This is a genomic window from Methylobacterium oxalidis (assembly GCF_007992195.1).
Taxonomy (GTDB): Bacteria; Pseudomonadota; Alphaproteobacteria; order Rhizobiales; family Beijerinckiaceae; genus Methylobacterium; species Methylobacterium oxalidis.
This window is the reverse complement of sequence record NZ_BJZU01000043.1, coordinates 66,403-89,105: the sequence shown is the minus strand read 5'-3', so window position 1 is coordinate 89,105 and position 22,703 is coordinate 66,403. Positions and strand designations below refer to the sequence as shown.

The following is a 22,703-nucleotide window of genomic DNA, read 5'->3' as shown; positions in this document are numbered from 1 at the left end:
AAGGTTAGCACACATGACGAAGCTTGATGGCAAGGTCGCCGTGGTCACCGGCGCATCGAAGGGCATCGGCGCGGCGATCGCCAAGGCGCTGGCGAGAGACGGCGCGGCAGTCGTGGTCAACTACGCGTCGAGCCAGGCGGGAGCGGAGGCTGTCGTCGAGGCCATCACCGCGGCCGGGGGCAGGGCCATCGCGGTGCAGGGCGACGTATCGAACGCCGCGCAGGCACGGGCGTTGATCGAGGCGGCGGTGGACCACTTCGGCCGGCTCGATGTGCTGGTCAACAATTCCGGCGTCTACGATTTCGCAGCGATCGAGGACGTGACGGAGGAGCACTATCGCCGTCACTTCGACATCAACGTGCTGGGCGTCCTGCTGGCGACCCAGGCGGCGGCGAAGCATCTCCGGGAGGGCGGCAGCATCGTCAACATCTCGTCGGCAGCCGTGAGCCTTCGGCCGGCGACTTCGGCGGTCTACACCGGGACGAAGGGCGCCGTGAACGCGATCACGGGCGTCCTCGCCAACGAGCTGGCCCCGCGCAGGATCCGGGTCAATGTGGTCAGCCCGGGCTTCGTGGTGACCGAGGGCACGCACACCGCCGGCATCGTGGGCTCGGACATGGAAGCGGGCTTCGTCGCGCAGCCTCCGCTCGGCCGCGCCGGACAGCCGGACGACATCGGCGGCATCGTCGCGTTCCTCGCGTCGGACGACGCCCGCTGGGTGACCGGAGAGGAGATCACGGCGAGCGGCGGCCTGCGCTGACGCGCGGCAAGTCGGCCGACGCGTGCTCCCGCAAGGGAGTGCGCAGTCCCGAATCGTCTGCGCACCGCTCCGGCCGATGCAGATTGCCCGCGCCGTCGAGCGGTGCCCGTTCCCCTTGGGCCAGCCCCGTGTCCAAGCCCGGATCGCGCCCGGTGATCGACGTGGGCGGCGTTCCGGGTGTCCCGGGAGAGTCGAGAGCGTGCATCCCACCCCACCGGGCGCCGTCTCACCCGGGTGAATCTCGCCTCCGCCGAAGCATCGCCGGGTACAGGTGCCAGAGGCCGATCAGGAGGCCGAGGGCGGCGAGGGAGGCGGCAATCCCGGCCTTGTCCGAGCCGAGGACCTTGGCCACCACGATGCCGAGGTCCGCCGAGATTCCGAGCGCCAGGCTCACGCTGGCGGCGAGCAGGAAGCGGGTGCCGAGCGTGTGGAACTCGGGTGTGTCCTCGCCCGCGTAGACGATGCGGTGGAACGCGGCCGGCGCCATCAGCCAGATCACCGTGAGGGCGAGGAAGCCCAGGGCGATCAGGTGCACGACCTTCGAGGCGAGGGGCAGCGTCTCGAACGCGTCGGAGAAGGTGATGACGAGCTGAAAGCCGAGCAGAGCCTGGGCGCCGGGCAGAACCACCCGCGCTTCGGTCAGCATCTGCTCGATCTTGGTCTCCAGGGAGGTGTGATCGTGCTCGGGTTCGCGGCTGGTCATGGTGCGCTCCCGGTGTCCGAAGCGGCGCGCCTTCAGCGCCTCCAATCCGTACCAGAACAGAAGCGCGAGGCCGCAGAAGCCGATGCCGGAGGCCAGGCCGGGACCGAGCCCCAGAACCGGCTCGACGGCCAGGAACAGGTCGGCCCCGAGCGCCAGAGCGAAGGGCGCCAGCGAGAGACCGGCGCAGCGCCCGATCACGCCGAGCAGGCGCCTGGTGTCCCGGCCGTCCTCGACCATCCGGTGTTGGACCGACGGCGTGATCAGTAGGGCGACGGTGAGGGTGATCAGGCCCAGCGCCGCGGCCCAGACCAAGCGGTCGCGATAGGGCAGCGCCTCGAAGGCCGGGCGGAAGGCGCCCTGAAACTGAAAGCCCAGCAGGATCTGCGAGCCGAGGATCAGGATGCGGGTCTCGTCGAGACCGACTTTCACCTTCTTCGACAGGGACATACGCGACACCGATCCCCAACCGGGAGGTCACCGAGAACGGAGCGCCAAGCCGGTGGGTTTCTGGGCGGCGACCCCGACCACGACGAGCGCCACCCGCCTCCCAGAAGATATCAGCTTTGTATAAATCGGGACATTATCCGTCTCGGTCGTGTACGGATAAGACACGCCGTTGCCGTGCCAGATTAGTCGAGGTTACATTTAGGAATCGGTCTGAAAGCCGGAGGATTACCTATGTCCTCGTCTGTCAGATTACGTACCTGCCGTGCTTCGGTCGAGGCTGACTCGATCACAGATCTTGCTGAGGCTGACAGATCTCCGTCCGCCGGCTACATCCATTTCGGAGTCGTGCAGGCGATCCGCACCGTTCTGGCCGAGCGCGGCGCCGATTTCGACGGCCTCGTCGCCGAGGCGGGCCTCGATCCGCGCGTGTTCGGCGGCCGGCTCGTCCCGTTCACGGCGCTGGGCCAGCTCCTCGCGCTCGGGGCCGGCCGCACGGGCTGCGCGCATCTCGGGCTCCTCGTCGGGCAGCGGGCCACGCTGGACTCCCTCGGGCTGATCGGCCTGCTGATGCGCAACTCCGGCACGGTCGGGGACGCCCTGCGGGCGCTCGAAGCCCATCTTTGCGTGCGGAACCGGGGCGCCCTGGTCGGGCTCAGCGTCTTCGACGACACCGCCGTCCTCAGCTACGCGCCGCACGAGCCGGAAGCCGAAGGCGCAGCGCATCATGCGGAGCGCGGCATCGCCAAGGCGACGAACCTCCTTCGGGCGCTGTGCGCGGCCGACTGGGCGCCGCTGGAGGTGCTGCTGCCGCGGTCCGCGCCGCAGGATATCGCGCCCTACGGAGCGTTCTTCCGGGCGCCCGTCCGGTTCGACCAGGAGACGGCCGCCCTGGTGTTTCCGGCAAGCCTCCTGGAGCAGCGGATCGCCGGTGCGGACGCGGCCGTCCGGCGCAGCGTGGAGGAGCGCATACGCCGCCTGGAAGCCGCTCAGTCCTCCACGCTGACGGAGAAGCTCCGCGAATACCTCCGGACCGAGGTGACCCGCCAGCGCTGCAACGCCGAGCGGGCGGCGCGGCTCAGGATGGTCAACCGCCGTACCCTGAGCCGCCGCCTGAGAGCCGAAGGGACGAGCTTCAAGCGGCTCGCCACCGAGGCGCAGTTCCGGGTGGCCCGGCACCTCCTGGCCGACACCACCCTGACGATGGGGCAGATCTCGGCGGCCCTCGACTTCTCCGAGCCCGCCGCGTTCACGCACGCCTTCCACCGCTGGTCGGGCACGTCGCCGAGCGCCTGGCGGCGGGAGAACCAGCCGGAGCGGAAGGGAGCGCAGCCGAGAGCCTGAGACTGCGCGAGCCGGGGCGTTCTGCCGGCCCGGATCCGCGGCCTCCCATGTCCCGTCCAATCAAGCCGACCGGCGCCGGAACTGCGAAGATCGGGCATCCGCTGAGGTCCGGGGGCGCGGCGAAGCGAGGGACGACGATGGCCCGCCTTTCCCTTCTCCTGTGTGCGTTGGGGATGGCCGGCGGGCTCGCCCTTCCCGCCGGGGCACAGCCGGATCCGGGCTCCGCGCTGCCGGTCGGCACCGTCGCCGCCGAGCGCCGGGCCATCGACCGGGCGCTCGACTTCGTCGGCCGCATCGAGGCGATCGGCCGCGTCGAGGTGCGGGCGCGGGTCACCGGCTTCCTCGAGGCCGTCCAGTTCAAGGAAGGCGAGCCGGTCAGGGAGGGGGCGGAGCTCTACCGCATCGAGCCGGACCTCTTCGAGGCCGCCGTCAAGCAGGCCGAGGGCGCCCGGGAGCGCAGCCGGGCCGCGCAGACGCTGGCGGAGATCCAGCTGCACCGGGCCCAGGAACTCCTCGACAGGAATTCGGGAACCGTCGTGGCCCGCGACCAGGCCCGCGCCGCCCTCGACCAGGCGAAGGGCGCTGTCACGGGCGACGAGGCGAACCTCCAGACGGCGCGGATCAATCTCGGCTACACACGGATCCTCGCGCCGATCGCCGGCAGGATCGGCCGCACGAGCGTCACGAAGGGGAACGTCGTCGGGCCGGACAGCGGCGTGCTGACCTCGATCGTCAGCCAGGACCCGATGTACGTCACCTTCCCGGTGAGCCAGCGCGAGTTCCTGCGCTACCAGCAGGGCGCCGATCGCCCCGACCGCGACAAGGTCGGCGTCCGGATCCGGTTCCAGGACGGCTCGGATTACGGTCAGGTCGGCCGCGTCGACTTCGTCAACATCAGCGTCGACCGCGCCACCGACACGGTGGTCGTGCGCGCCGTGATGCCGAACCCGGCGGGCGCGCTGCGCGACGGACAGCTGGTTCATGTCGCCCTCCAGGTCGGGACGCCCGAGCAGAAGGTGTTGGTGCCGCAGGCGGCCCTGATCGCGGACCAGGGGGGCGTCTACGTCTTCATCGTCGAGGACGGCAGGGCCGCGATGCGGCGCGTCAAGACGGGGGCCGGCGGCACCGGGCCGGACGTCGTCGTCGAGGAGGGCCTCTCGGGCGGCGAGCTCGTCATCGTCGACGGGCTGCAGCGGGTGCGGCCCGGAATACCCGTGCGGGCGAGCCCGATAAGCCCGTCCGCCAGCAGGACGTGAGCCATGCTCTCGGCCATCTTCGTCGACCGGCCGCGCCTCGCCGTGGTCATCGCGATCGTGATCTCGATCGCCGGCGCGCTGGCGCTCCTGACCATCCCGGTGGCGCAGTACCCGGACATCGTGCCCCCGCAGGTCTCGGTGACGACGACCTATCCGGGCGCGTCCGCCGACGTGGTGGAATCGACCGTCGCGCAGCCAATCGAGTCCCAGGTCGTAGGCGTCGACAAGATGATCTACATGAAGAGCGTCAGCGGCAACGACGGCAGCTACACGCTCACCGGCTCGTTCGAGCTCGGCACCGACCCCGACATCAACGCCGTCAACGTCAACAACCGGGTCCAGATCGCCCTCGCCAAGCTGCCCGAGGACGTCCGCAAGCAGGGCGTCACCGTCAAGAAGAAGTCCTCGGCCCTGCTCGGCGTCCTGGCGGTCTACTCGCCGAAGGCGATGCAGGATCCGCTCTTCATCTCGAACTACGTCACGATCAACCTGCTCGACCGCATCAAGAGCACGCCCGGCGTCGGCGACGCCACGCTCTGGGGCCCGCAGGACTACGCGATGCGGGCCTGGGTGCGGACCGACCAGCTCACCGGGCTGAACCTGACGACAGGCGACGTCATCGCCGCGATCCAGGCCCAGAACGTCCAGGCGCCGGTCGGGCGGATCGGCGCCCGGCCCATCTCGGACGAGCAGCAGCTCCAGCTCAGCATCCAGACGCAGGGGCGCCTCGCCTCGGCCGACCAGTTCCGGAACGTCGTCCTGCGCACCAACCCGGACGGATCGTTGCTGCGGCTCGGCGACGTCGCCCGGGTCGAGCTCGGCGCGGCCAATCTCGACCGCGAGACGCGGCTGAACGGCAGCCCGGCGACCGTGGTGGCGATCTACCAGTCGCCCGGCGCGAACGCCCTCGCGACCCTGAAGGAGGTCGAGCGGCGGGTGGGCGAGCTGGCCAAGGCCTTCCCCGAGGGGCTGGCCTGGAAGGTCACCTACGATCCCACGACCTTCATCACCGAGACGGTGCACGAGGTGCAGAAGACGCTCGTCGAAGCTTTCGTGCTCGTCGTGATCGTGGTGTTCCTGTTCCTCGGCAGCCTGCGCGCCACGCTGATCCCGACGCTGGCCGTGCCCGTCAGCCTGATCGGCACCTTCATCGTGCTCAAGGCGGTCGGCTACTCGGCGAACTCGGTCTCGCTCCTCGCCCTGGTGCTCGCCATCGGCATCGTCGTCGACGACGCCATCGTGGTGGTCGAGAACGTCGAGCGCGTCATGGAGGAGCACCCGGAGCTGTCGCCGCGCGAGGCGACGAAGCGGGCCATGTCCGAGATCACGGCGCCGATCATCGCCATCACGCTGGTGCTGCTCTCCGTGTTCGTCCCGGTGGCCTTCGTGCCCGGCATCTCGGGCGAGCTCTTCCGCCAGTTCGCGGTCGCGGTCTCGGTCTCGATGCTGCTCTCGGCCATCAACGCGCTCACCCTGTCGCCGGCCCTGTGCGGCGTGCTGCTGCGCCCGCATCACGGCCCGCGCCGGGGCGTCATGGGCGTGATCATGCGGGCGATCGACCGGGTCCGCGACGGCTACGGCGCCGCCGTGGCCCGCATCGTGCGCCTCTCCGTCCTCGGGCTCGTGCTGGCCGGCGCCGCGGCCTACGGCACGGTGCAGCTCGCCAAGATCACGCCGACGGGCTTCCTCCCGGAGGACGACCAGGGCGCCTTCTTCGTCGTGGTGCAGCTCCCCGAAGGCGCGTCGGTCGGCCGGACCGCCGAGGTCGTTGGCCGCGCCGAGGCGATCCTGCGCGAGGAGCACGCCGTGGCCGACACCACCTCGGTGATCGGTCTCAACTTCATCGACAACTACTCGCAGGGGAACGCCGCCTTCCTGGTGGTGACCCTGAAATCCTTCGAGGAGCGCAAGGAGGCGTCCGCGGGGGCCGGCGCTATCATCGCGCGCCTCGGGAAGCGCTTCCGGGAGATCCAGGGCGGAACGGTGGTGCCGCTGGCGCCCCCGCCCATCATCGGCCTCGGGACCGGCGGCGGCTTCGCCTACGTCCTGGAGGATCTGCGCGGCGGCGACCCGAAGGAGCTCGCCCAGGTGCTGCGCGGCCTGATCGTGGCGGCCAACGAGGAGCCGCGCCTCAATCGCGTCTTCAGCACCTTCTCGGCGACGAACCCGTCCGTCTATCTCGATATCGACCGCAACAAGGTCCAGATCCTCGGCGTGCCCCTGAACAACGTGTTCCAGGCGCTCCAGGCCTCGCTCGGCGGCTACTACGTCAACGACATCAACCTGTTCGGGCGCACTTGGCAGGTGCAGGTCCAGGCCGAGGCGGCCGACCGGGCGAGGATCGACGACATCTACCGCATCAACGTGCGCAACAAGGACGGCCAGATGGTGCCGCTGCGCAGCCTCGCCGAGGTCCGGATCGTGGTCGGGCCGCCGGCGCTGATCCGCTACAACAACCTGCGCGCCGTCACGGTCCAGGGCTCGCCCGCCCCCGGCGTCTCGTCGGGGCAGGCGCTCGCCGCGATGGAGGCGGTGGCCGCCCGCACGCTGCCGGCGGGCTTCGCGGGCGAGTGGACCGACACGGCCTTCCAGGAGAAGCGGGCCGAGGGCAAGACGGCCATCATCCTCGGCTTCGCGGTCCTGTTCGCGTTCCTATTCCTCGTCGGCCTCTACGAGAGCTGGACGATCCCCGTGCCGGTGCTGCTCTCGGTCACGGTCGGCATCCTCGGCGCCTACGCGGCGATGGCGTGGGGCGGGCTGACGCTCGACCTCTACGCCCAGATCGGCATGGTGGTGCTGATCGGCCTTGCGGCCAAGAACGGCATCCTGATCGTCGAGTTCGCCAAGGAGCAGCGCGAGCGGGGCGTGGCCGTGCGCGAGGCGGCGACCGAGGGCGCGCGGCTGCGCTTCCGGCCCGTCATGATGACCTCCTTCGCCTTCATCCTCGGCCTCCTGCCGCTCGTCATCGCGACGGGCGCCTCGCAGCTCGCGCGGCGCGACGTGGGCACCCCGGTCTTCGGCGGCATGATCGCGGCCTCCTTCATCGGCATCTTCGTGATCCCGCCGCTCTACGTGGTCTTCCAGAATCTGCGCGAGCGGGCCTGGAGCCTGATGGGGGGCAGGGGCGCGAGGAAACACGAGCCGGCCGACCGGTCGGCTGCCACACCGGGACACCTCCCGGCCGAGTGAGGGGGCGGCGCACAGGAGCAGGGCGATGCACGAGACCGAGCAGATCATGCTGGACGAGCGGCCCGAGGCGGAGGAGAGCGAGGGCGAGCGGGGCAAGAAGCTCAAGCGGAAGATCTACGAGCGGGAGCTGCGCAAGCTCCAGGTCGGGCTCTGCCACCTGCAGGAGGCGGTGCGGCAGAGCGGGGAGCGCGTCATCGTCGTCTTCGAGGGGCGGGACGCGGCCGGCAAGGGCGGCACGATCAAGGCCATCACCGAGCGGGTCAGCCCGCGCGTGTTCCGCGTCGTCGCGCTGCCCGCACCCTCGGACCGCGAGAAGTCGCAGATGTTCCTGCAGCGCTACATCGCGCACTTCCCGGCCGCCGGCGAGATCGTGATCTTCGACCGGAGCTGGTACAACCGCGCCGGCGTCGAGCACGTGATGGGGTTCTGCTCCAAGGCGGAGTATCGCCGCTTCCTCGAGCTCTGCCCGCGCATCGAGCACTTCATCGTCGACGGCGGGATCCGGCTCATCAAGTTCTGGCTGGAGGTCGGCAAGCCGGAGCAGAAGCGCCGCTTCGAGGCGCGGATCGCGGACCCCCTGCGGCACTGGAAGCTGAGCCCGATGGATCTCGAATCCTACGGCCGCTGGTACGACTTCTCGCGTGCGCGCGACGCGATGCTCGCGGCGACCGACACGGAGGAGGCGCCCTGGCACATCGTCCGCTCGGACGACAAGAGACGGGCACGGCTCAACTGCATCGCCCACCTGCTCCACCTGATCCCCCACAAGGCAGTGAAGCGCGAGGCGGTGAGCCTGCCGAAGCGCGACCGGGACAGGGCCTACGACGACGCGCTCCGCCACAGGCGCTTCGTGCCGGAGCTGTACTGAGGCCCGCACTCGCCGCGAGCGTGTGCGCGGGCTCCGCGTCGGAGAGGATCGGGGTCAGAGCCCGAGGCTCGCCTTGTACTCCACGAGGCGGCCGATCGAGACGTCGAACCGGGCGCGGGCCGCGTCGTCCATCGTCCCGTCCCGCTGCGTCTGGAGGTGGAGGATCTCCTCCTCGAGCTGGTCGCGGGTCAGCTCCTCCACCGGCAGGACCCGCTCGGCCAGGATCGTGAGGCGGTCGCCGGCCATCTCGGCGAAGCCCCCGCTCACGAAGGCGCGCCGTCCCGTGCCGGCGATGTCGGTGGCGAAGACGACCCCGGGATGCAGCATCGTCAGCAGGGGCGCGTGGCCCGGCAGGATGGTCATGTCCCCCTCGATGCCGTGCAGGACCACCGACCGGACCTCCCCCGCGAAGACGAGCCGGCCCGGCGAGACCAGTTCGGCGAAGAGCGTTTCCATCGGCGCGTCCTCCTCGGCATCGGGACGGGCGGCACCTCAGGCCATGATGCTGAGGCCGCCGTCCACGTAGACGGTCATGCCCGTGAGGTGGGCCGCGTAGGGCGTCGTCAGGTAGGCCGCGGTCAGGCCGACATCGTCGATGTCGACGAGCTCGCCGATGGGCGCGCGCTGCACCGCCTCCGTCAGCAGCAGGTCGAAATCCTTCAGGCCCGAGGCGGCGCGCGTCTTCAGGGGGCCGGGCGAGACCGCGTGGACCCGGATGTCCTGCTTGCCGAGCTCGTAGGCGAGATAGCGGACCGCGCTCTCCAGCGCCGCCTTCACGGGGCCCATCAGGTTGTAGTTCGGCACGACCTTGTTGGCGCCGTGATAGCTCATGGTCAGGAGGGTTCCGCCCTCCGGCATCAGGGGCGCGGCGAGCCGGGCCATGCGGATGAAGGAGTGGCAGGACACGTCCATCGCCACGGTGAAGCCCTCGGCCGAGCTGTCGACGAGGCGCCCCTGGAGATCCTGCTTGGGCGCGAAGGCGACGGAGTGCAGGGCGATGTCGAGGCCGCCCCAGGTCTCGCCGATCCGCCGGAAGACGGCGTCGAGATCGCCGTCCCGCTGGACGTCGCAGGGCAGGAAGATCGGGGCTTCGAGCTCCCGCGCCAGCGGCTCGACGTAGGGCCTCGCCTTCTCGTTGAGGTAGGTCAGCGCGATCTCCGCCCCGAGCCGGTGGAACACGCGGGCGCAGCCGTACGCGATGGAGTGGGCGTTGGCGACGCCGAGGACGAGGGCGCGCTTGCCGGCAAGGGCGTTGCCGTCGGGAAGCTGAGTCATCGGTGGGCCCTCTGCGGTTTGCCGCGGCCGGGCGGTCGTCGGGTCGCGCGCGAGGCCGCCAGGGCCGCCGACGCCGTCCCGGGGGGCGGCTCCGGCGCCAGCAGGCGGCGGAACTCGGGCATCAGCGCCCGCTGCTCCGGCTCGAGGTCGATATGGCCCATCAGCCGCTCCAGGAGGCCGAGCAGGCGGCGGCGCTCGCCCGCCCCCGGGACCAGCCTCGGCAGCGTTTCGAGCGCCCGCTCGGGCTCCTGCTCGACGATGCAGGCCTGCAGCCGCACGACGTGGCTCGCCTCTCCCGCCGGCAGGTCGAGCAGGCCGACATCGTGGCCGACGAGCTCGCGCATGCGCTTGAAGGTCGAGAGCCGCCTCTCGTGCGTCCCGAGCCGGGCGGCGAGCAGGGCGGCGCGCACGGCCGCCTCGGTGAACCCGCCCTCCGCGATCCGGGCCAGCGCCTCGCGGACGAAGGCCCCGTCGCGGCCGGCCGGCTTCGCGGGGGCGGGGGCCTCCTCCGGGGCCAGCACGCTCATCGGCGCGTAGACCGTGTAGAACAGGTTCTCGACCGCCGCGTCCCGCACCTGCCGGTAGAGGTCCCACGCGGCGGTCGTCTCGGCTGCGAGGAGCCGCTCGGCCGCGGCGCTCGGGCCGGCCTCGTCCCGTTCGGCCCGATGCGCCCGCGCCAGCGCGGCCCAACCCTCCAGCGGGGCGAGCCAGGGGTTGAGGTCCGAGATGGCCCAGCGGCGCACCCGCAGCGGGTGGAAGGCCCGCGCGAGCCGCCCGGATTCCGGCGGCACCAGCGCGCCGAGGATCGGGTGCACGAAGGTTTCGTAGAGCGAGGCGTTCAGCTCGGAGACCTTCTCGACCGCGCTGAAGGGAATCTCGTCCTTGCGGGCGTATTTCTGCAGCCTCTGCAGGTCCTCGACCCGGTGCTCCGTCAGGACGACGTCGTAGCGGGCCGCGCCGTTCGTCCGCTGCTCCTCCACCTGCATGCCGTAGAGGCCGGGGGGCAGGTGCTCGATGTACTCGAGCAGGTCGATGATCTGGGCGTGCTCCTTCCGTGCCACGCCCGCCGAGACGAAGATGCCGAGATGGCCGATGCTCCGGTGCATCAGCCCGACGATGACCTGCCCGTTCGCCTTGAGCTCCTCCGTCGTGGGGTAGACGTCCGCGACCCAGTTGAAGGCCTGCTGCGGCGGGGTGATGTTGTCGCCGAGCGAGGCGAACAGGATGATCGGCGAGCGGATGGCGCGCAGGTCGAAGGCGTGCCCCGCCGACCATTCCGCGCCGCCGCCGGCGAGCTTGTTGCCGACGAACAGGTTGTCGACGATCCAGCGGATCTCCTCGCGGTTCATCAGGAAGTAGCCGCCCCACCAGCGCTCGAATTCCAGGTAGCGCTCGGGCTCCGTGTCGATCTTCGCGAAGAGGTTGTAGCTCTTGCCGAAATAGGTGTTGGCCGGGTTCAGGTACTCGAAGTTCTCCACGAGGTAGGCCCCGTCGAAGGTGCCGCCCCCGAGATCGCTCGCGAGCGAGGCGGTCCAACTCCCGCCGAGCATGCCGCCCGCGTAGCGCATCGGGTTCTCGGCGTCGTTGCCGGCCCAGTAGGACATCGGGGCGCCGTTCACCACGATGGGCCCGGCGCAGTCCGGATCGAGTGCGCCCACCAGCATCGCGGCCCAGCCGCCCTGGCAATTGCCGACGACGACCGGCTTGCCGCGGGTGCGGTGGCGCGTACCGACGATGCGGAGGAACTCGGCCTCGGCCCGCGCGACGTCGGCGAGGGTCTGGCCCGAGACGGGCTCGGGGAAGAAGATCACGACGTAGACGGGATGGCCCGCCCTGAGCGCGACGCCGACCTCGGAATCCGCCTTGAACCCGCCGATGCCCGGCCCGTGGCCGGCGCGGGGGTCGATGATGACGTAGGCGCGCCTGTCGGGGTCCGTGCGGATGCCGGGCGGCGCCTCGATCCGCACGAGCGCGTAGTTGACCGGCCGCGCGAAGGTGCGCGCGTCGGCCACGATCTCGTAGTCGAAGGCGAGGAGCGGGGGCTTGCCCGCCTCCTCGTGCTCCAGCCAGTTGTTGCCGCGCTGCCGGAGCGTGTCCCAGAACAGGAGCGTGCGCTGGCCGAAGTCGCTCCAGTAGGTGGCGGCGTCGCGCCACGCCTCCATCGGCGTGAGCGGCCGCGACGCGTCGAGCCAGTCGCGGCCGGCCGCGCCTACCGCGTCGAGATAGGTCCGGGCGGCCGACGCGCAGCGGTTCTGGTAGACCTCCGCGACGCGCGCCTGCACGGCGAGCAGGGAGACCGGCGCGGGCTTGCCGGCCGCCGGGGAGGGGTGGGATGCCTGGGCGTCGGTCATGGCTGCCGTCCCGAAGCTTGAGGGGTTCACGCGCGGCGCTGGGTCCAGGTGAGGAAGAAGCCGACGTCGCCCGGCATGCCGTCCGGCCAGTCGACGATCATCGCCTTCAGGCCATAGCCGGCGGGCTGCAGGCGGTCGCGCCAGAACTCGAAGGCCTGCCGCGGGCGGCCCGTCAGGGTCTCGGGCCAGTCCCGTTCCGCGTTGTTGATGGCCCGCCCCCCGTCGCGGCACATCACGTTCGGGAAGCGCATCACCAGGAGCTCGTTCTTGCCCTGCTCGGCGGCGATGCGGAGCTTGTGCAGCAGGGACTTGGTGATGTCGTGAATCCGCTCGGGCGTGACCTCGACGGGCTCCGAGAGGGTCTTGATCAGGTCGGCCCGCGCCTTCCCGGCGCGGTCCTGGGCCTGCATGTCCTTCATCATCTTCGCGGCCTTCAGCTTGGCCGTGTAGGCCCCGAGTTCGGCGGCGGACATGAAGGTCTCGTCGCCGAGCTCGTGCTCGGCCGGCGGCTTCGTCTTCAGCGCTTCCATGACGGGCTCCCTTCGCTCACAGGGCCGGCTGGCGCCGGGCGTGGTCCAGCGCGGCGCGCGCGCCGCGCGCGATCATCAGTTCCTCGTCGGTCGGGATGACCCAGGCGGCAGGGCCGGGCCCGCACGTCACGCGCGGGCCCCCGGCGGCGTTCCGCGCCTCGTCGAGGGCGAACCCCGCCCAGGCCGCGCCGCGCAGGACCTCGGCCCGCGTGGCCGCGTCGTTCTCGCCGATGCCCCCGGTGAACACGAGGGCGTCGATCCCGCCGAGCGCGGCCACCAGGGAGCCGAGCTCCCGCCCGATCCGGTAGACGAACAGGTCGATGGCGAGCCGCGCGTCGGGATCGGAGGCGGCGAGGGCGCGCAGCCGGCGCATGTCGTTCGAGAGCCCCGAGACGCCGAGAAGCCCCGACTGCGTGTAGAGCACGCGCTCCGCCTCGGCCGGGTCGAGCTTCATCTCCCGCAGCATGTAGAAGACGACGCCGGCATCGAGGCTGCCGCAGCGGGTTCCCATCATCAGCCCGTCGAGGGCCGAGAAGCCCATCGTGGTGGCGATGCTGCGCCGGTGCCGGAGGGCGCACAGGCTGGCGCCGTTCCCGAGATGGGCGACGACGACGCGGCCCGAGGCGAGCGCCGGGTCGTGCTGCGCGATGACCGAGGCGATGTAGGCGTAGGACAGGCCGTGGAAGCCGTAGCGGCGCACCCCCGCCTCGGTCATCGCGTGCGGCAGGGCGAAGAGCTGCGCGATCTCGGGCTGGGCCCGGTGGAAGGCGGTGTCGAAGCAGGCGACCTGCGGCAGGTCCGGCAGGCGCCGCTGCAGGATCCGGATCGGCGCCAGGTTGTGCGGCTGGTGGAGCGGGGCGAGGGGCACGAGCCGCTCGAGGGCTTCGAGCACGGCCGCGTCGACGCGCACCGGCTCGGCGAAGTCGAGGCCGCCGTGGACGACCCGGTGGCCGACCGCGGCGAGCCGGAGGTCGCGGCTGTTCGCGCGCAGCCACGCGGCGACGTGCAGGAGCGCCGCCTCGTGGCCGGGGGCCGGCGCCTCGACGGTCTCGTCGGCCACCAAAGCCCCGGCGCTGTCGCGGATCAGCAGGCGGGCGGACCCGTCCAGGCCCTCGAACAGGCCCCGGAAGAGGCAGCCCGGATCCTCGCCCTCGCCCGCCTCGAACACCTGGAACTTCAGGCTCGACGAGCCGGCGTTGAGGACGAGGAGGACTGGGGTCATCGCCTAGACCTCCGGCAGGACCCGCCGCGCGCGCTCGGCCGCGGCGACCAGGGAGGCGACCGCGCAGGAGGCGAGCCGGGTCAGCCGCGCGTCGGCGCGGCTCGTCAGGATGATCGGGACCCGCGCCCCGAGCACGATCCCGGCCGCGTCCGCGCCGGCCAGGAAGGTCAGGCTCTTCGCCAGCATGTTGCCGGCCGCGAGGTCGGGGACGACGAGCACGTTGGCTTGGCCGGCGACGGGGGAGCGGATCCTCTTGATCCGAGCCGCGCCGAGGTCGATGGCGTTGTCGAGGGCGAGCGGCCCGTCGAGCACCGCGCCGGTGATCTGCTCCCGGTCCGCCATCTTGCAGAGGGCGGCGGCGTCGAGCGTCGAGGTCACCTTCGGGTTGACGGTCTCCATCGCCGACAGGACGGCGACCCGCACGGTCTCGACGCCGAGCGCGTGCGCGAGGTCGATGGCGTTCTGCGTGATGTCGCGCTTCTCCTCGAGCGTGGGCGCGATGTTGACGGCGGCGTCGGTGACGATCAGGGGCGTGGGGTGGCCCGGCACGTCCATGACGAAGCAGTGGCTGAGGCGGCGGGCCGTGCGCAGCCCGACGTCCCGGCGCACCACCGCGGCCATCAGCTCGTCGGTGTGGAGGCTGCCCTTCATGAGGGCCTCGGCCTCGCCGGCACGCACGAGCCCGACAGCCCGCTCGGCCGCCTCGTGGCTGTGGGCGGCCTCGCAGAGGCGGAACGGGCCGATGTCGGCGCCGAGGGCCGCCGCGGCGGCCTCCACCTTCGTCCGCGGCCCGACCAGGATGGGCTCGACGATCCCGAGGTCCGCGGCTTCGAGGGCGGCGCCGAGGGCGGCCTCGTCGCACGGATGCGCGACCGCGACCCGCAGCTTCGGCAGCGCCCGGGCGGCCGCGATCAGGCGGTCGTACTTCTCGTGTCCGCGGGCCCCGGCCGGGGGGCGTTCGAGCGTCGACGTCGGCACGGCGGTCTCCCCTGACGTCCGCGAGGATGGGTCTCCCGCCGGCGGGTCCCGGCCTGTGGGAGGCCTGAGGCCCGTCGGAGGCGTCGCGGCCCGGCCGGCCCGCGCGGGCTCGCCGCTCCTCGGGCGAGCCGCGCCGCGGGTTCCGGGCCGTGCGCCGGCGACCGATCGGCACTCTGCCGCTTCCGCCGCGGGCGAGCTTGATCGAACGGGACGGTGCGCCGGCCCGCCGAGTCGTGCCCGCGGCCTGTACGGATGATGGCGCCGTCGACCCCAAGGCAGAGAATCAGTCGAGCCCGCGGCGACATCTAAGTTTGTATGATCTGTCGACGAATAAGCCGCGGACAGCAGCGTACAAACAAAAGGCAAGGACAACGCTTGCTTCATCTCGACTAGATGTGTGGGCAGGTTCAGTACGGCATTCGGGCGAAGGCAGGCGAGTGCCGCCGCCGCATTCCGCGCGGCGACGCGGCCTCCTCGACCGATCCGCGGATCGCCGCCGCGCCCGAGCCGACACCAGATCCGATCCCGAAGGCTTGGCCGCCCCCTCGCGCGGCCAGGCCGCGTTCCGGCCGGCCCGATCCGCGAGGGAGGGTGCAGGAGCGTGAGATGCGCAAGCCTGTTCGCCGCTCGGCCTGTGTTGCCGCCGCCATGACCCTCGCCGGTGCCGCGGCCGGCCAGGGAGCCCCGACGCCGCTCCTGAACCGCGCGGATTCGATGATGCAGATGAGCGCCGCCTCGCTGATGCCGACGCTGGGCGGGCGCTGGCTCTACGCGGACGGCGGCCTCGTCGTGGGCCGCGTGCACGAGGTCCGCGTCTCGCCGGACGGCAACACCCTCGTGGCGGTCGTCGTGCGGCGGCGCTGGCTCGGCGGAGGGCTGATCGGCGTGCCCGTCCCCCGGCTCCGGCAGGTCGGCAACGACCTCAGCATGGCCGGGACGCGCCAGTCGATCCGGGCGATGCCCCCGCTCTGAGGCGGAGCCGGACATGATCCGGATGCTCGGGCTCGCGGCGGGACTGGCGCTCGCCCTCCTGACCGGACCGGCCTGGTCCGGTCCCGCCCGCGAGAGCCGCATCCGCGTCCTCTACGAGCTGCCGAAGCGGCCCGAGGCGCTGGAGATCTACCGCGAGATGCGCGCGCGGCGCCTGCTCGAAGGGCTGCGCGAGGTCGTCGGCATCGTTCGGCTGCCCCGCTCCCTCACCCTGCGCCTCGCCGAGTGCGCGGGCGAGGTCAACGCCTGGTACGCGCCCGAGACCCGCTCGGTCACGGTCTGCTACGAGTACATTCAGGATGTGAAGAATCGCGCGCCGGAGGAGACCTCCCGCGCCGGCGTCACCCGCCGCGAGGCCATCATGGGCCCGCTCGCGCAGGTCTTCCTGCACGAGACCGGCCACGCCCTCTTCCACCTGCTCGACCTCCCGATCCTCGGCCGGGAGGAGAGCGCCGCCGACCAGTTCGCCGCCCTGCTCGTCCTGCGGCTCCGGTCGGCCCAGGCAAGACAGATCGTGGACGGCACCGCATTCCTCTTCACGAGCTACGGCGCCGAGGAGACGCTGGAGACCGAGACCCTGGCGGACGACCACGGCCTCGCCCGCCAGCGGCTCTACGACCTGCTCTGCCTCGCCTACGGATCGGACAGGCGCGCCTTCGCCTACCTCGTCGAGCGGGGAGACCTGCCCCGCGAGCGGGCCGAGCGATGCGGCGCCGAGTACGATCAGGCGGCCTACGCCCTCGACAGGCTGTTCCGCCGCCACCTGCGCGGCGGCCGCATGGAGCGCGAGCGGGTGCGACGGGGCTTCCGCTGGGCGTTCTGACGGCGCGGCCTCCGCAGGCCACGCCGCGGTGAAGCCCCCGTCCTGTCCCATCGGATCAAGCGCGCGGCGCGGCCTCGCTCTACCGTTCCGGTCGCCGGCTCGCGGGCCGCCCGCCCGGTCGGCGCAGATGTCCGCTGGAGTGCCTCGTGATGAGAGCATGGAGACTGACGGCGCTCGTCGCCCTGACCTTCGCGGCCTTCCTCGGGTTGGGTTCGCCCGAACGGGGCCGGATCGGCATCGACACGGCCGAGGCGGCGGGCGGCTGCGGGCCCGGCTTCCACCGCGGCCCGTACGGAGGCTGCCGGCCGAACGTCTACGGCGGCGCCTACGGATACCGGGGCGGGGCCTACGGCTATCGGGGCGGGGCGGTCTACGGATACCGGGGCGGAGGCGTCTACGGCTATCGCGGCGGTCGCGCCTACGGCTATCGCGGCGGCCGGGCCTACCGTGGGGGTGCCCTGTACGGCCGCCGGGTCGGCGGTGTCCACGCCGGCCGCGGCTTCCACGGGGGCGGCCGGTTCCGCCGCTAGGCTCGGGCCCGATCCTGCTTCGCGGTCAGCGGAGCGGGCATCGGGTCGCCGGCGGCCCGTCCGCTCCGGATACCGGCCGCGCCGTCCGAACAGCGCGTCTGGCCGAGGCCGACATGGATGATCTCCCGCACTACGCGGCCCTGGAAAGCCTCCGCGACGGACGCGCGCTGGAGATCCGCGCCCTGCGCCCGGATGACCGGAACGGGCTCCTGGCCGTCGTCGATCACGCCAGCGAGGAATCGCTCTACCGGCGCTTCTTCGGTGCCCGGCATCGTTTCACCGATGCGGAGATCCGCTTCTTCCTGAACGTCGATTTCAGCACCCACGTCGCCCTGGTCGCCGTCGCGGAGGAGGGCGGGGAGCGCGGGATCGTGGGCGGCGGCCGATACGTCCTGACGCGGCCGGGCGAGGCCGAACTGGCCTTCTTCGTCGTCGACGCGCTCCAGGGGAAGGGGATCGGCGCCGTATTAATGCGGCACCTCATCGCCATCGCCCAGGGCAGCGGGCTCCGGGCGCTCACCGCGGAGGTCCTGCCCGAGAACACGCCGATGCTGAAGCTGTTCGAGCGCTGTGGCCTGCCGCAGAGCCGCAGGCGCGAGGGATCCGTGGTGCATGTGGCGCTTCGGCTGCCCGGAGGGGCGCCGCCGTGAGCCCGCGGCTTCGCGCGGGCGCCCGACCGCGCTCACAGGCTCTGCAGGAAGCGGCTCCGCGCCCGCTCGAAGCCGCTCGTCCACCGGGTGGTCTCGTCCCGCATCACCTGGGCGCCCTCGCCGAAGGATGAGCCGAAGGCGACCTGCCGGTCGCCGTCGACGTAGCTGTTGATCGCCCGGATCGTGCCGCGCGGCATGACGCTGAGATCGTCCGCGAGAGCGTCGCAGATCGCCAGCAGGACCGTCTCGCTGAGATCGGGGCCGAGACCGAGGGCCATCGCCCCGCCCTCACGCTCGACGAGCGCGCAGAACGCCTCGCGCACCGCGCTCCTGCTTCTCAGATCGAGCGCGCCGACCCTGCCGCTTCCCGCCATGGCCTCCTCCCGGCTCGGGTTCTGCCGCATCATTCGATGCCGGGAGCCGGGAGGGCGGGCCGCGGCACTCCGGTGAGGAGAACGGGCGCGCCGGGCTCGGACGGCAGCATCGCGGCCTCCGGACCTGCCGGGTGGACGCCCCTCTGCGCGCCGGCTGTTCGGAGCCGTCCGGCGGACGGGGAGGGTGCGCCCGGAACCGGGCGCACCGGCGAGCCGGTCAGTTCGGTCGGCAGGTGCCGGAATACGCGTCGTAGTAGCTGTAGGGGCCGCAGCCGCCATAGGTCGCGCCGTAGCCGGCAGCGGCTGCGGCACCGACCGCGGCCGCGCCGAGGCCGTAGCCGTAGGGGCGGTATCCGTACCCGTAGCGCCCGACCCGTGCGTACCCGCCGCGATAGCCGCCGGCCACGGCGCCGCGATAGCCGCGGAAGCCGCCGGCCCGCACGCCGTAGCCGCCGCCCCGGAATCCGCCGCCCCGGAAACCGGCACCGTGGAACCCGCCGCCGCCCCGGAACCCGCCGCCGCCGCCTCGGAAGCCGCGCGCATCGGCCGCCACGCTGGTGATGATCAGGGCGGCGAAGGCCGTGGATGCGATGAGCAGCGTTTTCATGGGATCATCTCCTCGCCGGAGGACGACGTATCGCGCCGAGGCGCCCGTTCGGCCGCTGTGGTCGGCCGCCCGGTCCGCACGGCTACGACCTGCGCGAGTCGAACGTAGGTCCGAACGGACGGCGCTGCTTGATCCGAAGGGACAGCCGGCGGAGTTTCGCCCGGCGCCGCGAGCCGCGGTTCCGACGCCGCCGGAGCGAAGCGGCCGCCGACTCGCCGAATCCGCCGCTAGACGCTAAGCCTACCGCCCGGGACCCCTCGACCAGCCGTATCCGGATGGAGGCTCCTCATGTCGAAGGCCAGCACCTGCCTCTGGTTCAACCGGGACGCGGAGGAGGCCGTCCGCTTCTACGTCTCGCTCGTGCCGGGCTCCAGCCTCGATTCGACCCTGCGCGCCCCCGGGCCCTGGCCGGGGGGCGAGCCCGGCGACGTGATCCTGCTCACCTTCACGCTCGGCGGCCAGAGCTTCCAGGCCCTGAACGGCGGCAGGCCGGCCGAGTACGGCACGGCCGCCTCCATCTCGGTCTCGTGCGCGGATCAGGCGGAGGTCGACCGCCTCTGGGAGGCGCTGACCAGGGACGGCGGGGCCGAGATCATGTGTGGCTGGCTGCGCGACCGCTGGGGAGTACCCTGGCAGATCGTGCCCGAGATCCTGCCGCGCCTGCTCGCCGACCCGGATCCGGCGGTCGCCGCCCGCGCGTTCGCCGCCATGCAGGACATGGTCAAGATCGACGTCGCGACCCTGGAACGCGCCGCCGGCGCGCCCTGAGCGGATCCCGCCGGCGGGCAGCCTCAGCCCGCGTCCGCGCGAGGACCCCGGTCGTGGCGGGCGCGCCGCCGCCGCGCCGCGGTGCTGTTCGCGCGCGTGACGCGTTACAGAGGCCCTGGCCGGTGCCGAGGGACGATGTCCCGAACGCGGCACCCGGGCCAGGCACCCGTCCCGCGCGGACCGCACCGACATGACCGCCCTCGAAGTGATCTGCGCCCTCGCTCACGACTCGGCCGTGGCCATCGTGATCACCGACGCCAAGGTGGAGAAGCCGGGTCCCACCATCCTCTACGCCAACGCGGCCTTCTCCAGGCTCGTCGGCCGGGAAGCGGCTGAGCTTGTCGGAAGCAACCCGCGCTTCATGCAGGGGCGGGAGACCCGGCGCCCCGCCCTCGACCAGTTCGCCCAGGCGCTCGCGGCGGGCGAGCGCTTCCATGGATACCTGACGAACTACCGGCCGGACGGCAGCAAGTATGTCGCGGAGATCGACTGCCATCCCCTCAGGAACGCCGAAGGACGCGTCGAATATTTCCTGGCGTTCGAACGTGAGGTTGTCCGCCGACGGGGACGCCCCTGGGGCGGGACCGCCAGCCGCTTCGAGCCCGCCTCGGTAAGTGACGAATCATTAACACCTGACCTCAAGTTGCTCGGCGCGTTTCAGCGCAGATAATCAACTCAAGTTAGTCTTCAGATCCGTTGTGTACGCAACTGGACGATAAAGCAACCTGCGTTAATTTGGTTCTTCAGCGGCTTCCGAGGCGTTTTAACGAATAATTAGCAAATTCTTGACACTGTTGGAACATCGAGGGCTCGGTCGCGGCACCGATACTTCACGATCAGCCTCTCGCATCCGCATCATCATTCCTGCCAGGCGGCCGAGCGTGCCGCATCCCTGCTGCCGAGCCCCGCCCGGCCCTGGATGCTCGCGTGCCGAGCGTTGGAGCGTTCGCATGAGCCGTCCCACCACGAACGTCGTCAGGCCGTTCCCCCGCAGGGTCGAGCAGATCGGCCTCGTCGAACGGCGCCGCCTCGGCCTGACGGCGGACCGGCGGTACCTCGACGAGCTTCAGCTCCGGCTCGGGGCGCTGAAGCAGGAGCTTTCCGGCGCCACGGCCGCCTTCAACGAGGCGCTCGCCGGGGTCGGCAGGCCGGAATGCAGGGTGCCGACGCAGAGCTTCGTCGAGCAGATCGCGGCGCTCGAGGCCGGCATGCACCGCCTGGCGGGCGCGATGACCGCGCACCAGCCGCGCTGACCGAGACGGATCGCCACTCTCGCTGCTGGCTCAAGGCAGAGCATTTTTCGAGGAGCCCGGAATGTTCGGCACGTTGAAGAGCCACACGGACCTGAAGGCCAAGCTCGACGCCCTGAGCCGGTCCCTGGCGACCATCGAGTTCGCGCCCGACGGCACGATCCTCGACGCCAACGAGAACTTCCTGGCCGCGATGGGCTACGCGCGCGCCGAGGTGATCGGCCAGCATCACCGTCTCTTCATGGAGCCGGCCGAGGCCGCGAGCCCCGCCTACGCGGCGTTCTGGGAGGCGCTGCGCGCGGGCCGCTTCCAGGCGGCCGAGTACCGTCGCCTCGCCAGGGGCGGCCGCGAGGTCTGGATCCAGGCCACCTACAACCCCGTGCTCAACGGCAGCGGCACGGTGGCGAAGGTGGTGAAGTTCGCCACCGACGTCACCGCCCAGAAGCAGCGCAACGCCGAGTTCGAGGGGCAGATCGCGGCCATCAACAAGGCGCAGGCCGTCATCCACTTCGCCCTCGACGGCACGATCCTCGACGCCAACGAGAACTTCCTCGCAGCCGTGGGCTACCCGATCGAGGCGGTGCGCGGCCAGCACCACCGCATGTTCGTCGATTCCGCCTACGCGGCGAGCTGGGACTACGCCGACTTCTGGCAGAGACTCGGCCGCGGCGAGCTCCAGGCCGGCGAGTACAGGCGGCTGGCCCAGGGCGGCCGCGAGATCTGGCTGCAGGCAAGCTACAACCCGGTTTTCGACGCGGCCGGACGGCCGGTCAAGGTGATCAAGTACGCCACCGACGTCACCGCCCAGAAGCTGCACGCCGCCGACGTCAACGGGCAGATCCAGGCGATCGGCCGCTCGCAGGCGGTGATCGCCTTCGCGGTGGACGGCACGATCCTCGACGCCAACGAGAACTTCCTCGAGACGGTCGGCTACAGCCTCGCCGAGATCCAGGGCCAGCACCACCGGATGTTCGTGGACCCCGAGGACGCGGCCGGCCGCGAGTACCAGGGCTTCTGGGCGGACCTGCGCCGCGGCGAGTACCGGACGGGCGTCTACCGGCGGCGCGGGCGCCAGGGCCGCGAGATCTGGCTGCAGGCGACCTACAACCCGATCTTCGACATGAATGGCAAGCCCTTCAAGGTCGTGAAGTACGCCTCCGACATCACACTGAGCGTGCAGGCGCGGCTGGAGGCGACCGAGGCGACCAGGCAGACCCTCGACAACGTGCAGGCGGTCGCCTCCGCGGCCGAGGAGATGAGCGCCTCCGTCACCGAGATCAGCGGGAACATGGCGCAGTCGAAGGCGGCGGTGGACGACATCCATCACCGGACGCTCGCCGCCGACCGCGCGACGACGCAGCTTCAGGACGCCGCCCAGGCGATGGACGGGGTGGTGCAGACGATCAGCAAGGTCGCCGAGCAGATCAACCTCCTGGCGCTCAACGCCACGATCGAGTCGGCCCGGGCCGGCGAGGCGGGCAAGGGCTTCGCGGTCGTCGCCAGCGAGGTGAAGGCGCTGGCGAACCAGACCACCGCCGCCACGGCCCGGATCTCGGACCAGATCGTAGAGATGCAGCGGGTGTCGGGCGACGTGGTCGGGCTGCTCGCCGCCATCGGCGGCATCGTGGCGACGGTGCAGAGCTACGTGACGGGCGTGGCGAGCGCGATCGAGGAGCAGAGCGCGGTGACGCGCGAGATCTCCTCGAACATGCAGACGGCGGCCGGCGGCGTCGCCAGCATCAGCCGCAGCCTCGATCGCGTCGCGCTCGCCGCCGGCTAGGTCCAGTCCCA

General features: G+C 71.5%; 22 protein-coding genes. 13 read left to right on the top strand and 9 right to left on the bottom strand.

All coding sequences use genetic code 11. The annotated features are described in order from the left end of the window. Positions 1 to 13: 13 nt before the first annotated feature. Positions 14 to 760, top strand: coding sequence for a glucose 1-dehydrogenase (locus MOX02_RS11840; RefSeq protein ID WP_147025994.1), 747 nt, complete (start codon positions 14 to 16; stop codon positions 758 to 760). Between the two features lie 226 nt (positions 761 to 986). Here the strand turns inward: MOX02_RS11840 and MOX02_RS11835 are convergent, their stop codons facing one another. Further along, entirely contained in the window at positions 987 to 1,910 is a 924-nt protein-coding gene (locus MOX02_RS11835; RefSeq protein ID WP_147025993.1) for a DUF6328 family protein, read from the bottom strand. A gap of 345 nt (positions 1,911 to 2,255) precedes the next feature. Between MOX02_RS11835 and MOX02_RS11830 the strand changes: the two genes are divergently transcribed. The 4 genes from MOX02_RS11830 (at position 2,256) to ppk2 (ending at position 8,564) form a co-directional block, all read left to right on the top strand. Then, positions 2,256 to 3,251 (top strand): AraC family transcriptional regulator, encoded by a 996-nt coding sequence (locus MOX02_RS11830; protein WP_306424499.1) that lies wholly within the window; start codon positions 2,256 to 2,258, stop codon positions 3,249 to 3,251. A 137-nt stretch (positions 3,252 to 3,388) separates the two neighbouring features. Next, positions 3,389 to 4,507, top strand: coding sequence for an efflux RND transporter periplasmic adaptor subunit (locus MOX02_RS11825; protein ID WP_147025991.1), 1,119 nt, complete (start codon positions 3,389 to 3,391; stop codon positions 4,505 to 4,507). A 3-nt stretch (positions 4,508 to 4,510) separates the two neighbouring features. Continuing rightward, complete coding sequence (locus tag MOX02_RS11820) at positions 4,511 to 7,696, top strand: efflux RND transporter permease subunit (RefSeq protein WP_147025990.1); 3,186 nt, start codon at positions 4,511 to 4,513, stop codon at positions 7,694 to 7,696. A gap of 46 nt (positions 7,697 to 7,742) precedes the next feature. Continuing rightward, positions 7,743 to 8,564 carry a polyphosphate kinase 2 gene (gene ppk2 / locus MOX02_RS11815; RefSeq protein ID WP_373866738.1) on the top strand — a complete coding sequence of 274 codons (822 nt, stop codon included), beginning with the start codon at positions 7,743 to 7,745 and terminating at the stop codon, positions 8,562 to 8,564. A gap of 54 nt (positions 8,565 to 8,618) precedes the next feature. Here the strand turns inward: ppk2 and atpC are convergent, their stop codons facing one another. From atpC to MOX02_RS11785, 6 genes are read right to left on the bottom strand one after another with little or no spacing between them, the layout of a single operon-like run. Beyond that, positions 8,619 to 9,020, bottom strand: a complete 402-nt coding sequence (gene atpC / locus MOX02_RS11810) for an ATP synthase F1 subunit epsilon (RefSeq protein WP_147025988.1) — start codon at positions 9,018 to 9,020, stop codon at positions 8,619 to 8,621. A 36-nt stretch (positions 9,021 to 9,056) separates the two neighbouring features. After that, complete coding sequence (gene fabI, locus MOX02_RS11805) at positions 9,057 to 9,839, bottom strand: enoyl-ACP reductase FabI (RefSeq protein WP_147025987.1); 783 nt, start codon at positions 9,837 to 9,839, stop codon at positions 9,057 to 9,059. Then, positions 9,836 to 12,190 carry a DUF3141 domain-containing protein gene (locus tag MOX02_RS11800; RefSeq protein WP_147025986.1) on the bottom strand — a complete coding sequence of 785 codons (2,355 nt, stop codon included), beginning with the start codon at positions 12,188 to 12,190 and terminating at the stop codon, positions 9,836 to 9,838. Before MOX02_RS11800 ends, fabI begins: the two co-directional genes overlap by 4 nt. Positions 12,191 to 12,216: 26 nt before the next feature. Continuing rightward, entirely contained in the window at positions 12,217 to 12,720 is a 504-nt protein-coding gene (locus tag MOX02_RS11795; RefSeq protein WP_147025985.1) for a hypothetical protein, read from the bottom strand. Between the two features lie 16 nt (positions 12,721 to 12,736). Next, on the bottom strand, positions 12,737 to 13,942 hold the full coding sequence (locus tag MOX02_RS11790) for an acetate/propionate family kinase (protein ID WP_147025984.1): 1,206 nt from the start codon (positions 13,940 to 13,942) through the stop codon (positions 12,737 to 12,739). 3 nt (positions 13,943 to 13,945) lie between these two features. After that, complete coding sequence (locus MOX02_RS11785) at positions 13,946 to 14,920, bottom strand: phosphate acetyltransferase (protein ID WP_147025983.1); 975 nt, start codon at positions 14,918 to 14,920, stop codon at positions 13,946 to 13,948. A gap of 606 nt (positions 14,921 to 15,526) precedes the next feature. Between MOX02_RS11785 and MOX02_RS11780 the strand changes: the two genes are divergently transcribed. The 4 genes from MOX02_RS11780 (at position 15,527) to MOX02_RS11765 (ending at position 17,913) form a co-directional block, all read left to right on the top strand. Next, complete coding sequence (locus MOX02_RS11780; protein WP_147025982.1) at positions 15,527 to 15,892, top strand: PRC-barrel domain containing protein; 366 nt, start codon at positions 15,527 to 15,529, stop codon at positions 15,890 to 15,892. A gap of 13 nt (positions 15,893 to 15,905) precedes the next feature. After that, positions 15,906 to 16,733 (top strand): DUF4344 domain-containing metallopeptidase, encoded by an 828-nt coding sequence (locus MOX02_RS11775; RefSeq protein ID WP_147025981.1) that lies wholly within the window; start codon positions 15,906 to 15,908, stop codon positions 16,731 to 16,733. A gap of 149 nt (positions 16,734 to 16,882) precedes the next feature. Beyond that, positions 16,883 to 17,263 (top strand): GCG_CRPN prefix-to-repeats domain-containing protein, encoded by a 381-nt coding sequence (locus MOX02_RS11770; RefSeq protein ID WP_147025980.1) that lies wholly within the window; start codon positions 16,883 to 16,885, stop codon positions 17,261 to 17,263. Positions 17,264 to 17,376: 113 nt separating this feature from the next. Next, positions 17,377 to 17,913 (top strand): GNAT family N-acetyltransferase, encoded by a 537-nt coding sequence (locus tag MOX02_RS11765; protein ID WP_147025979.1) that lies wholly within the window; start codon positions 17,377 to 17,379, stop codon positions 17,911 to 17,913. Between the two features lie 32 nt (positions 17,914 to 17,945). Here the strand turns inward: MOX02_RS11765 and MOX02_RS11760 are convergent, their stop codons facing one another. Next, positions 17,946 to 18,287 (bottom strand): hypothetical protein, encoded by a 342-nt coding sequence (locus MOX02_RS11760; RefSeq protein ID WP_147025978.1) that lies wholly within the window; start codon positions 18,285 to 18,287, stop codon positions 17,946 to 17,948. A 217-nt stretch (positions 18,288 to 18,504) separates the two neighbouring features. Further along, positions 18,505 to 18,894 (bottom strand): hypothetical protein, encoded by a 390-nt coding sequence (locus tag MOX02_RS11755; protein ID WP_147025977.1) that lies wholly within the window; start codon positions 18,892 to 18,894, stop codon positions 18,505 to 18,507. 288 nt (positions 18,895 to 19,182) lie between these two features. Here MOX02_RS11755 and MOX02_RS11750 point away from each other — a divergent pair, with 288 nt between their 5' ends. From MOX02_RS11750 to MOX02_RS11735, 4 genes are all read left to right on the top strand, one after another. After that, on the top strand, positions 19,183 to 19,662 hold the full coding sequence (locus MOX02_RS11750) for a VOC family protein (RefSeq protein WP_147025976.1): 480 nt from the start codon (positions 19,183 to 19,185) through the stop codon (positions 19,660 to 19,662). A 190-nt stretch (positions 19,663 to 19,852) separates the two neighbouring features. Continuing rightward, positions 19,853 to 20,332, top strand: coding sequence for a PAS domain-containing protein (locus tag MOX02_RS11745; RefSeq protein WP_147025975.1), 480 nt, complete (start codon positions 19,853 to 19,855; stop codon positions 20,330 to 20,332). Positions 20,333 to 20,612: 280 nt separating this feature from the next. Next, complete coding sequence (locus tag MOX02_RS11740) at positions 20,613 to 20,915, top strand: hypothetical protein (RefSeq protein WP_147025974.1); 303 nt, start codon at positions 20,613 to 20,615, stop codon at positions 20,913 to 20,915. Between the two features lie 61 nt (positions 20,916 to 20,976). Continuing rightward, positions 20,977 to 22,692 carry a methyl-accepting chemotaxis protein gene (locus MOX02_RS11735; RefSeq protein ID WP_147025973.1) on the top strand — a complete coding sequence of 572 codons (1,716 nt, stop codon included), beginning with the start codon at positions 20,977 to 20,979 and terminating at the stop codon, positions 22,690 to 22,692. Positions 22,693 to 22,703 lie beyond the last annotated feature (11 nt).

What these genes read in the sequence shown, in the direction of transcription:
- MOX02_RS11795 (WP_147025985.1), bottom strand. Translation starts at nt 12,720, where the DNA reads ATGGAAGCGCTGAAGACGAAGCCGCCGGCCGAGCACGAGCTCGGCGAC.
- MOX02_RS11800 (WP_147025986.1), bottom strand. Translation starts at nt 12,190, where the DNA reads ATGACCGACGCCCAGGCATCCCACCCCTCCCCGGCGGCCGGCAAGCCC.
- MOX02_RS11740 (WP_147025974.1), top strand. Translation starts at nt 20,613, where the DNA reads ATGAGCCGTCCCACCACGAACGTCGTCAGGCCGTTCCCCCGCAGGGTC.
- ppk2 (WP_373866738.1), top strand. Translation starts at nt 7,743, where the DNA reads ATGCTGGACGAGCGGCCCGAGGCGGAGGAGAGCGAGGGCGAGCGGGGC.
- MOX02_RS11755 (WP_147025977.1), bottom strand. Translation starts at nt 18,894, where the DNA reads ATGAAAACGCTGCTCATCGCATCCACGGCCTTCGCCGCCCTGATCATC.
- MOX02_RS11745 (WP_147025975.1), top strand. Translation starts at nt 19,853, where the DNA reads ATGACCGCCCTCGAAGTGATCTGCGCCCTCGCTCACGACTCGGCCGTG.
- MOX02_RS11835 (WP_147025993.1), bottom strand. Translation starts at nt 1,910, where the DNA reads ATGTCCCTGTCGAAGAAGGTGAAAGTCGGTCTCGACGAGACCCGCATC.
- MOX02_RS11780 (WP_147025982.1), top strand. Translation starts at nt 15,527, where the DNA reads ATGCGCAAGCCTGTTCGCCGCTCGGCCTGTGTTGCCGCCGCCATGACC.
- MOX02_RS11825 (WP_147025991.1), top strand. Translation starts at nt 3,389, where the DNA reads ATGGCCCGCCTTTCCCTTCTCCTGTGTGCGTTGGGGATGGCCGGCGGG.
- MOX02_RS11765 (WP_147025979.1), top strand. Translation starts at nt 17,377, where the DNA reads ATGGATGATCTCCCGCACTACGCGGCCCTGGAAAGCCTCCGCGACGGA.
- MOX02_RS11760 (WP_147025978.1), bottom strand. Translation starts at nt 18,287, where the DNA reads ATGGCGGGAAGCGGCAGGGTCGGCGCGCTCGATCTGAGAAGCAGGAGC.
- atpC (WP_147025988.1), bottom strand. Translation starts at nt 9,020, where the DNA reads ATGGAAACGCTCTTCGCCGAACTGGTCTCGCCGGGCCGGCTCGTCTTC.
- fabI (WP_147025987.1), bottom strand. Translation starts at nt 9,839, where the DNA reads ATGACTCAGCTTCCCGACGGCAACGCCCTTGCCGGCAAGCGCGCCCTC.
- MOX02_RS11775 (WP_147025981.1), top strand. Translation starts at nt 15,906, where the DNA reads ATGATCCGGATGCTCGGGCTCGCGGCGGGACTGGCGCTCGCCCTCCTG.
- MOX02_RS11840 (WP_147025994.1), top strand. Translation starts at nt 14, where the DNA reads ATGACGAAGCTTGATGGCAAGGTCGCCGTGGTCACCGGCGCATCGAAG.
- MOX02_RS11820 (WP_147025990.1), top strand. Translation starts at nt 4,511, where the DNA reads ATGCTCTCGGCCATCTTCGTCGACCGGCCGCGCCTCGCCGTGGTCATC.
- MOX02_RS11735 (WP_147025973.1), top strand. Translation starts at nt 20,977, where the DNA reads ATGTTCGGCACGTTGAAGAGCCACACGGACCTGAAGGCCAAGCTCGAC.
- MOX02_RS11790 (WP_147025984.1), bottom strand. Translation starts at nt 13,942, where the DNA reads ATGACCCCAGTCCTCCTCGTCCTCAACGCCGGCTCGTCGAGCCTGAAG.
- MOX02_RS11750 (WP_147025976.1), top strand. Translation starts at nt 19,183, where the DNA reads ATGTCGAAGGCCAGCACCTGCCTCTGGTTCAACCGGGACGCGGAGGAG.
- MOX02_RS11770 (WP_147025980.1), top strand. Translation starts at nt 16,883, where the DNA reads ATGAGAGCATGGAGACTGACGGCGCTCGTCGCCCTGACCTTCGCGGCC.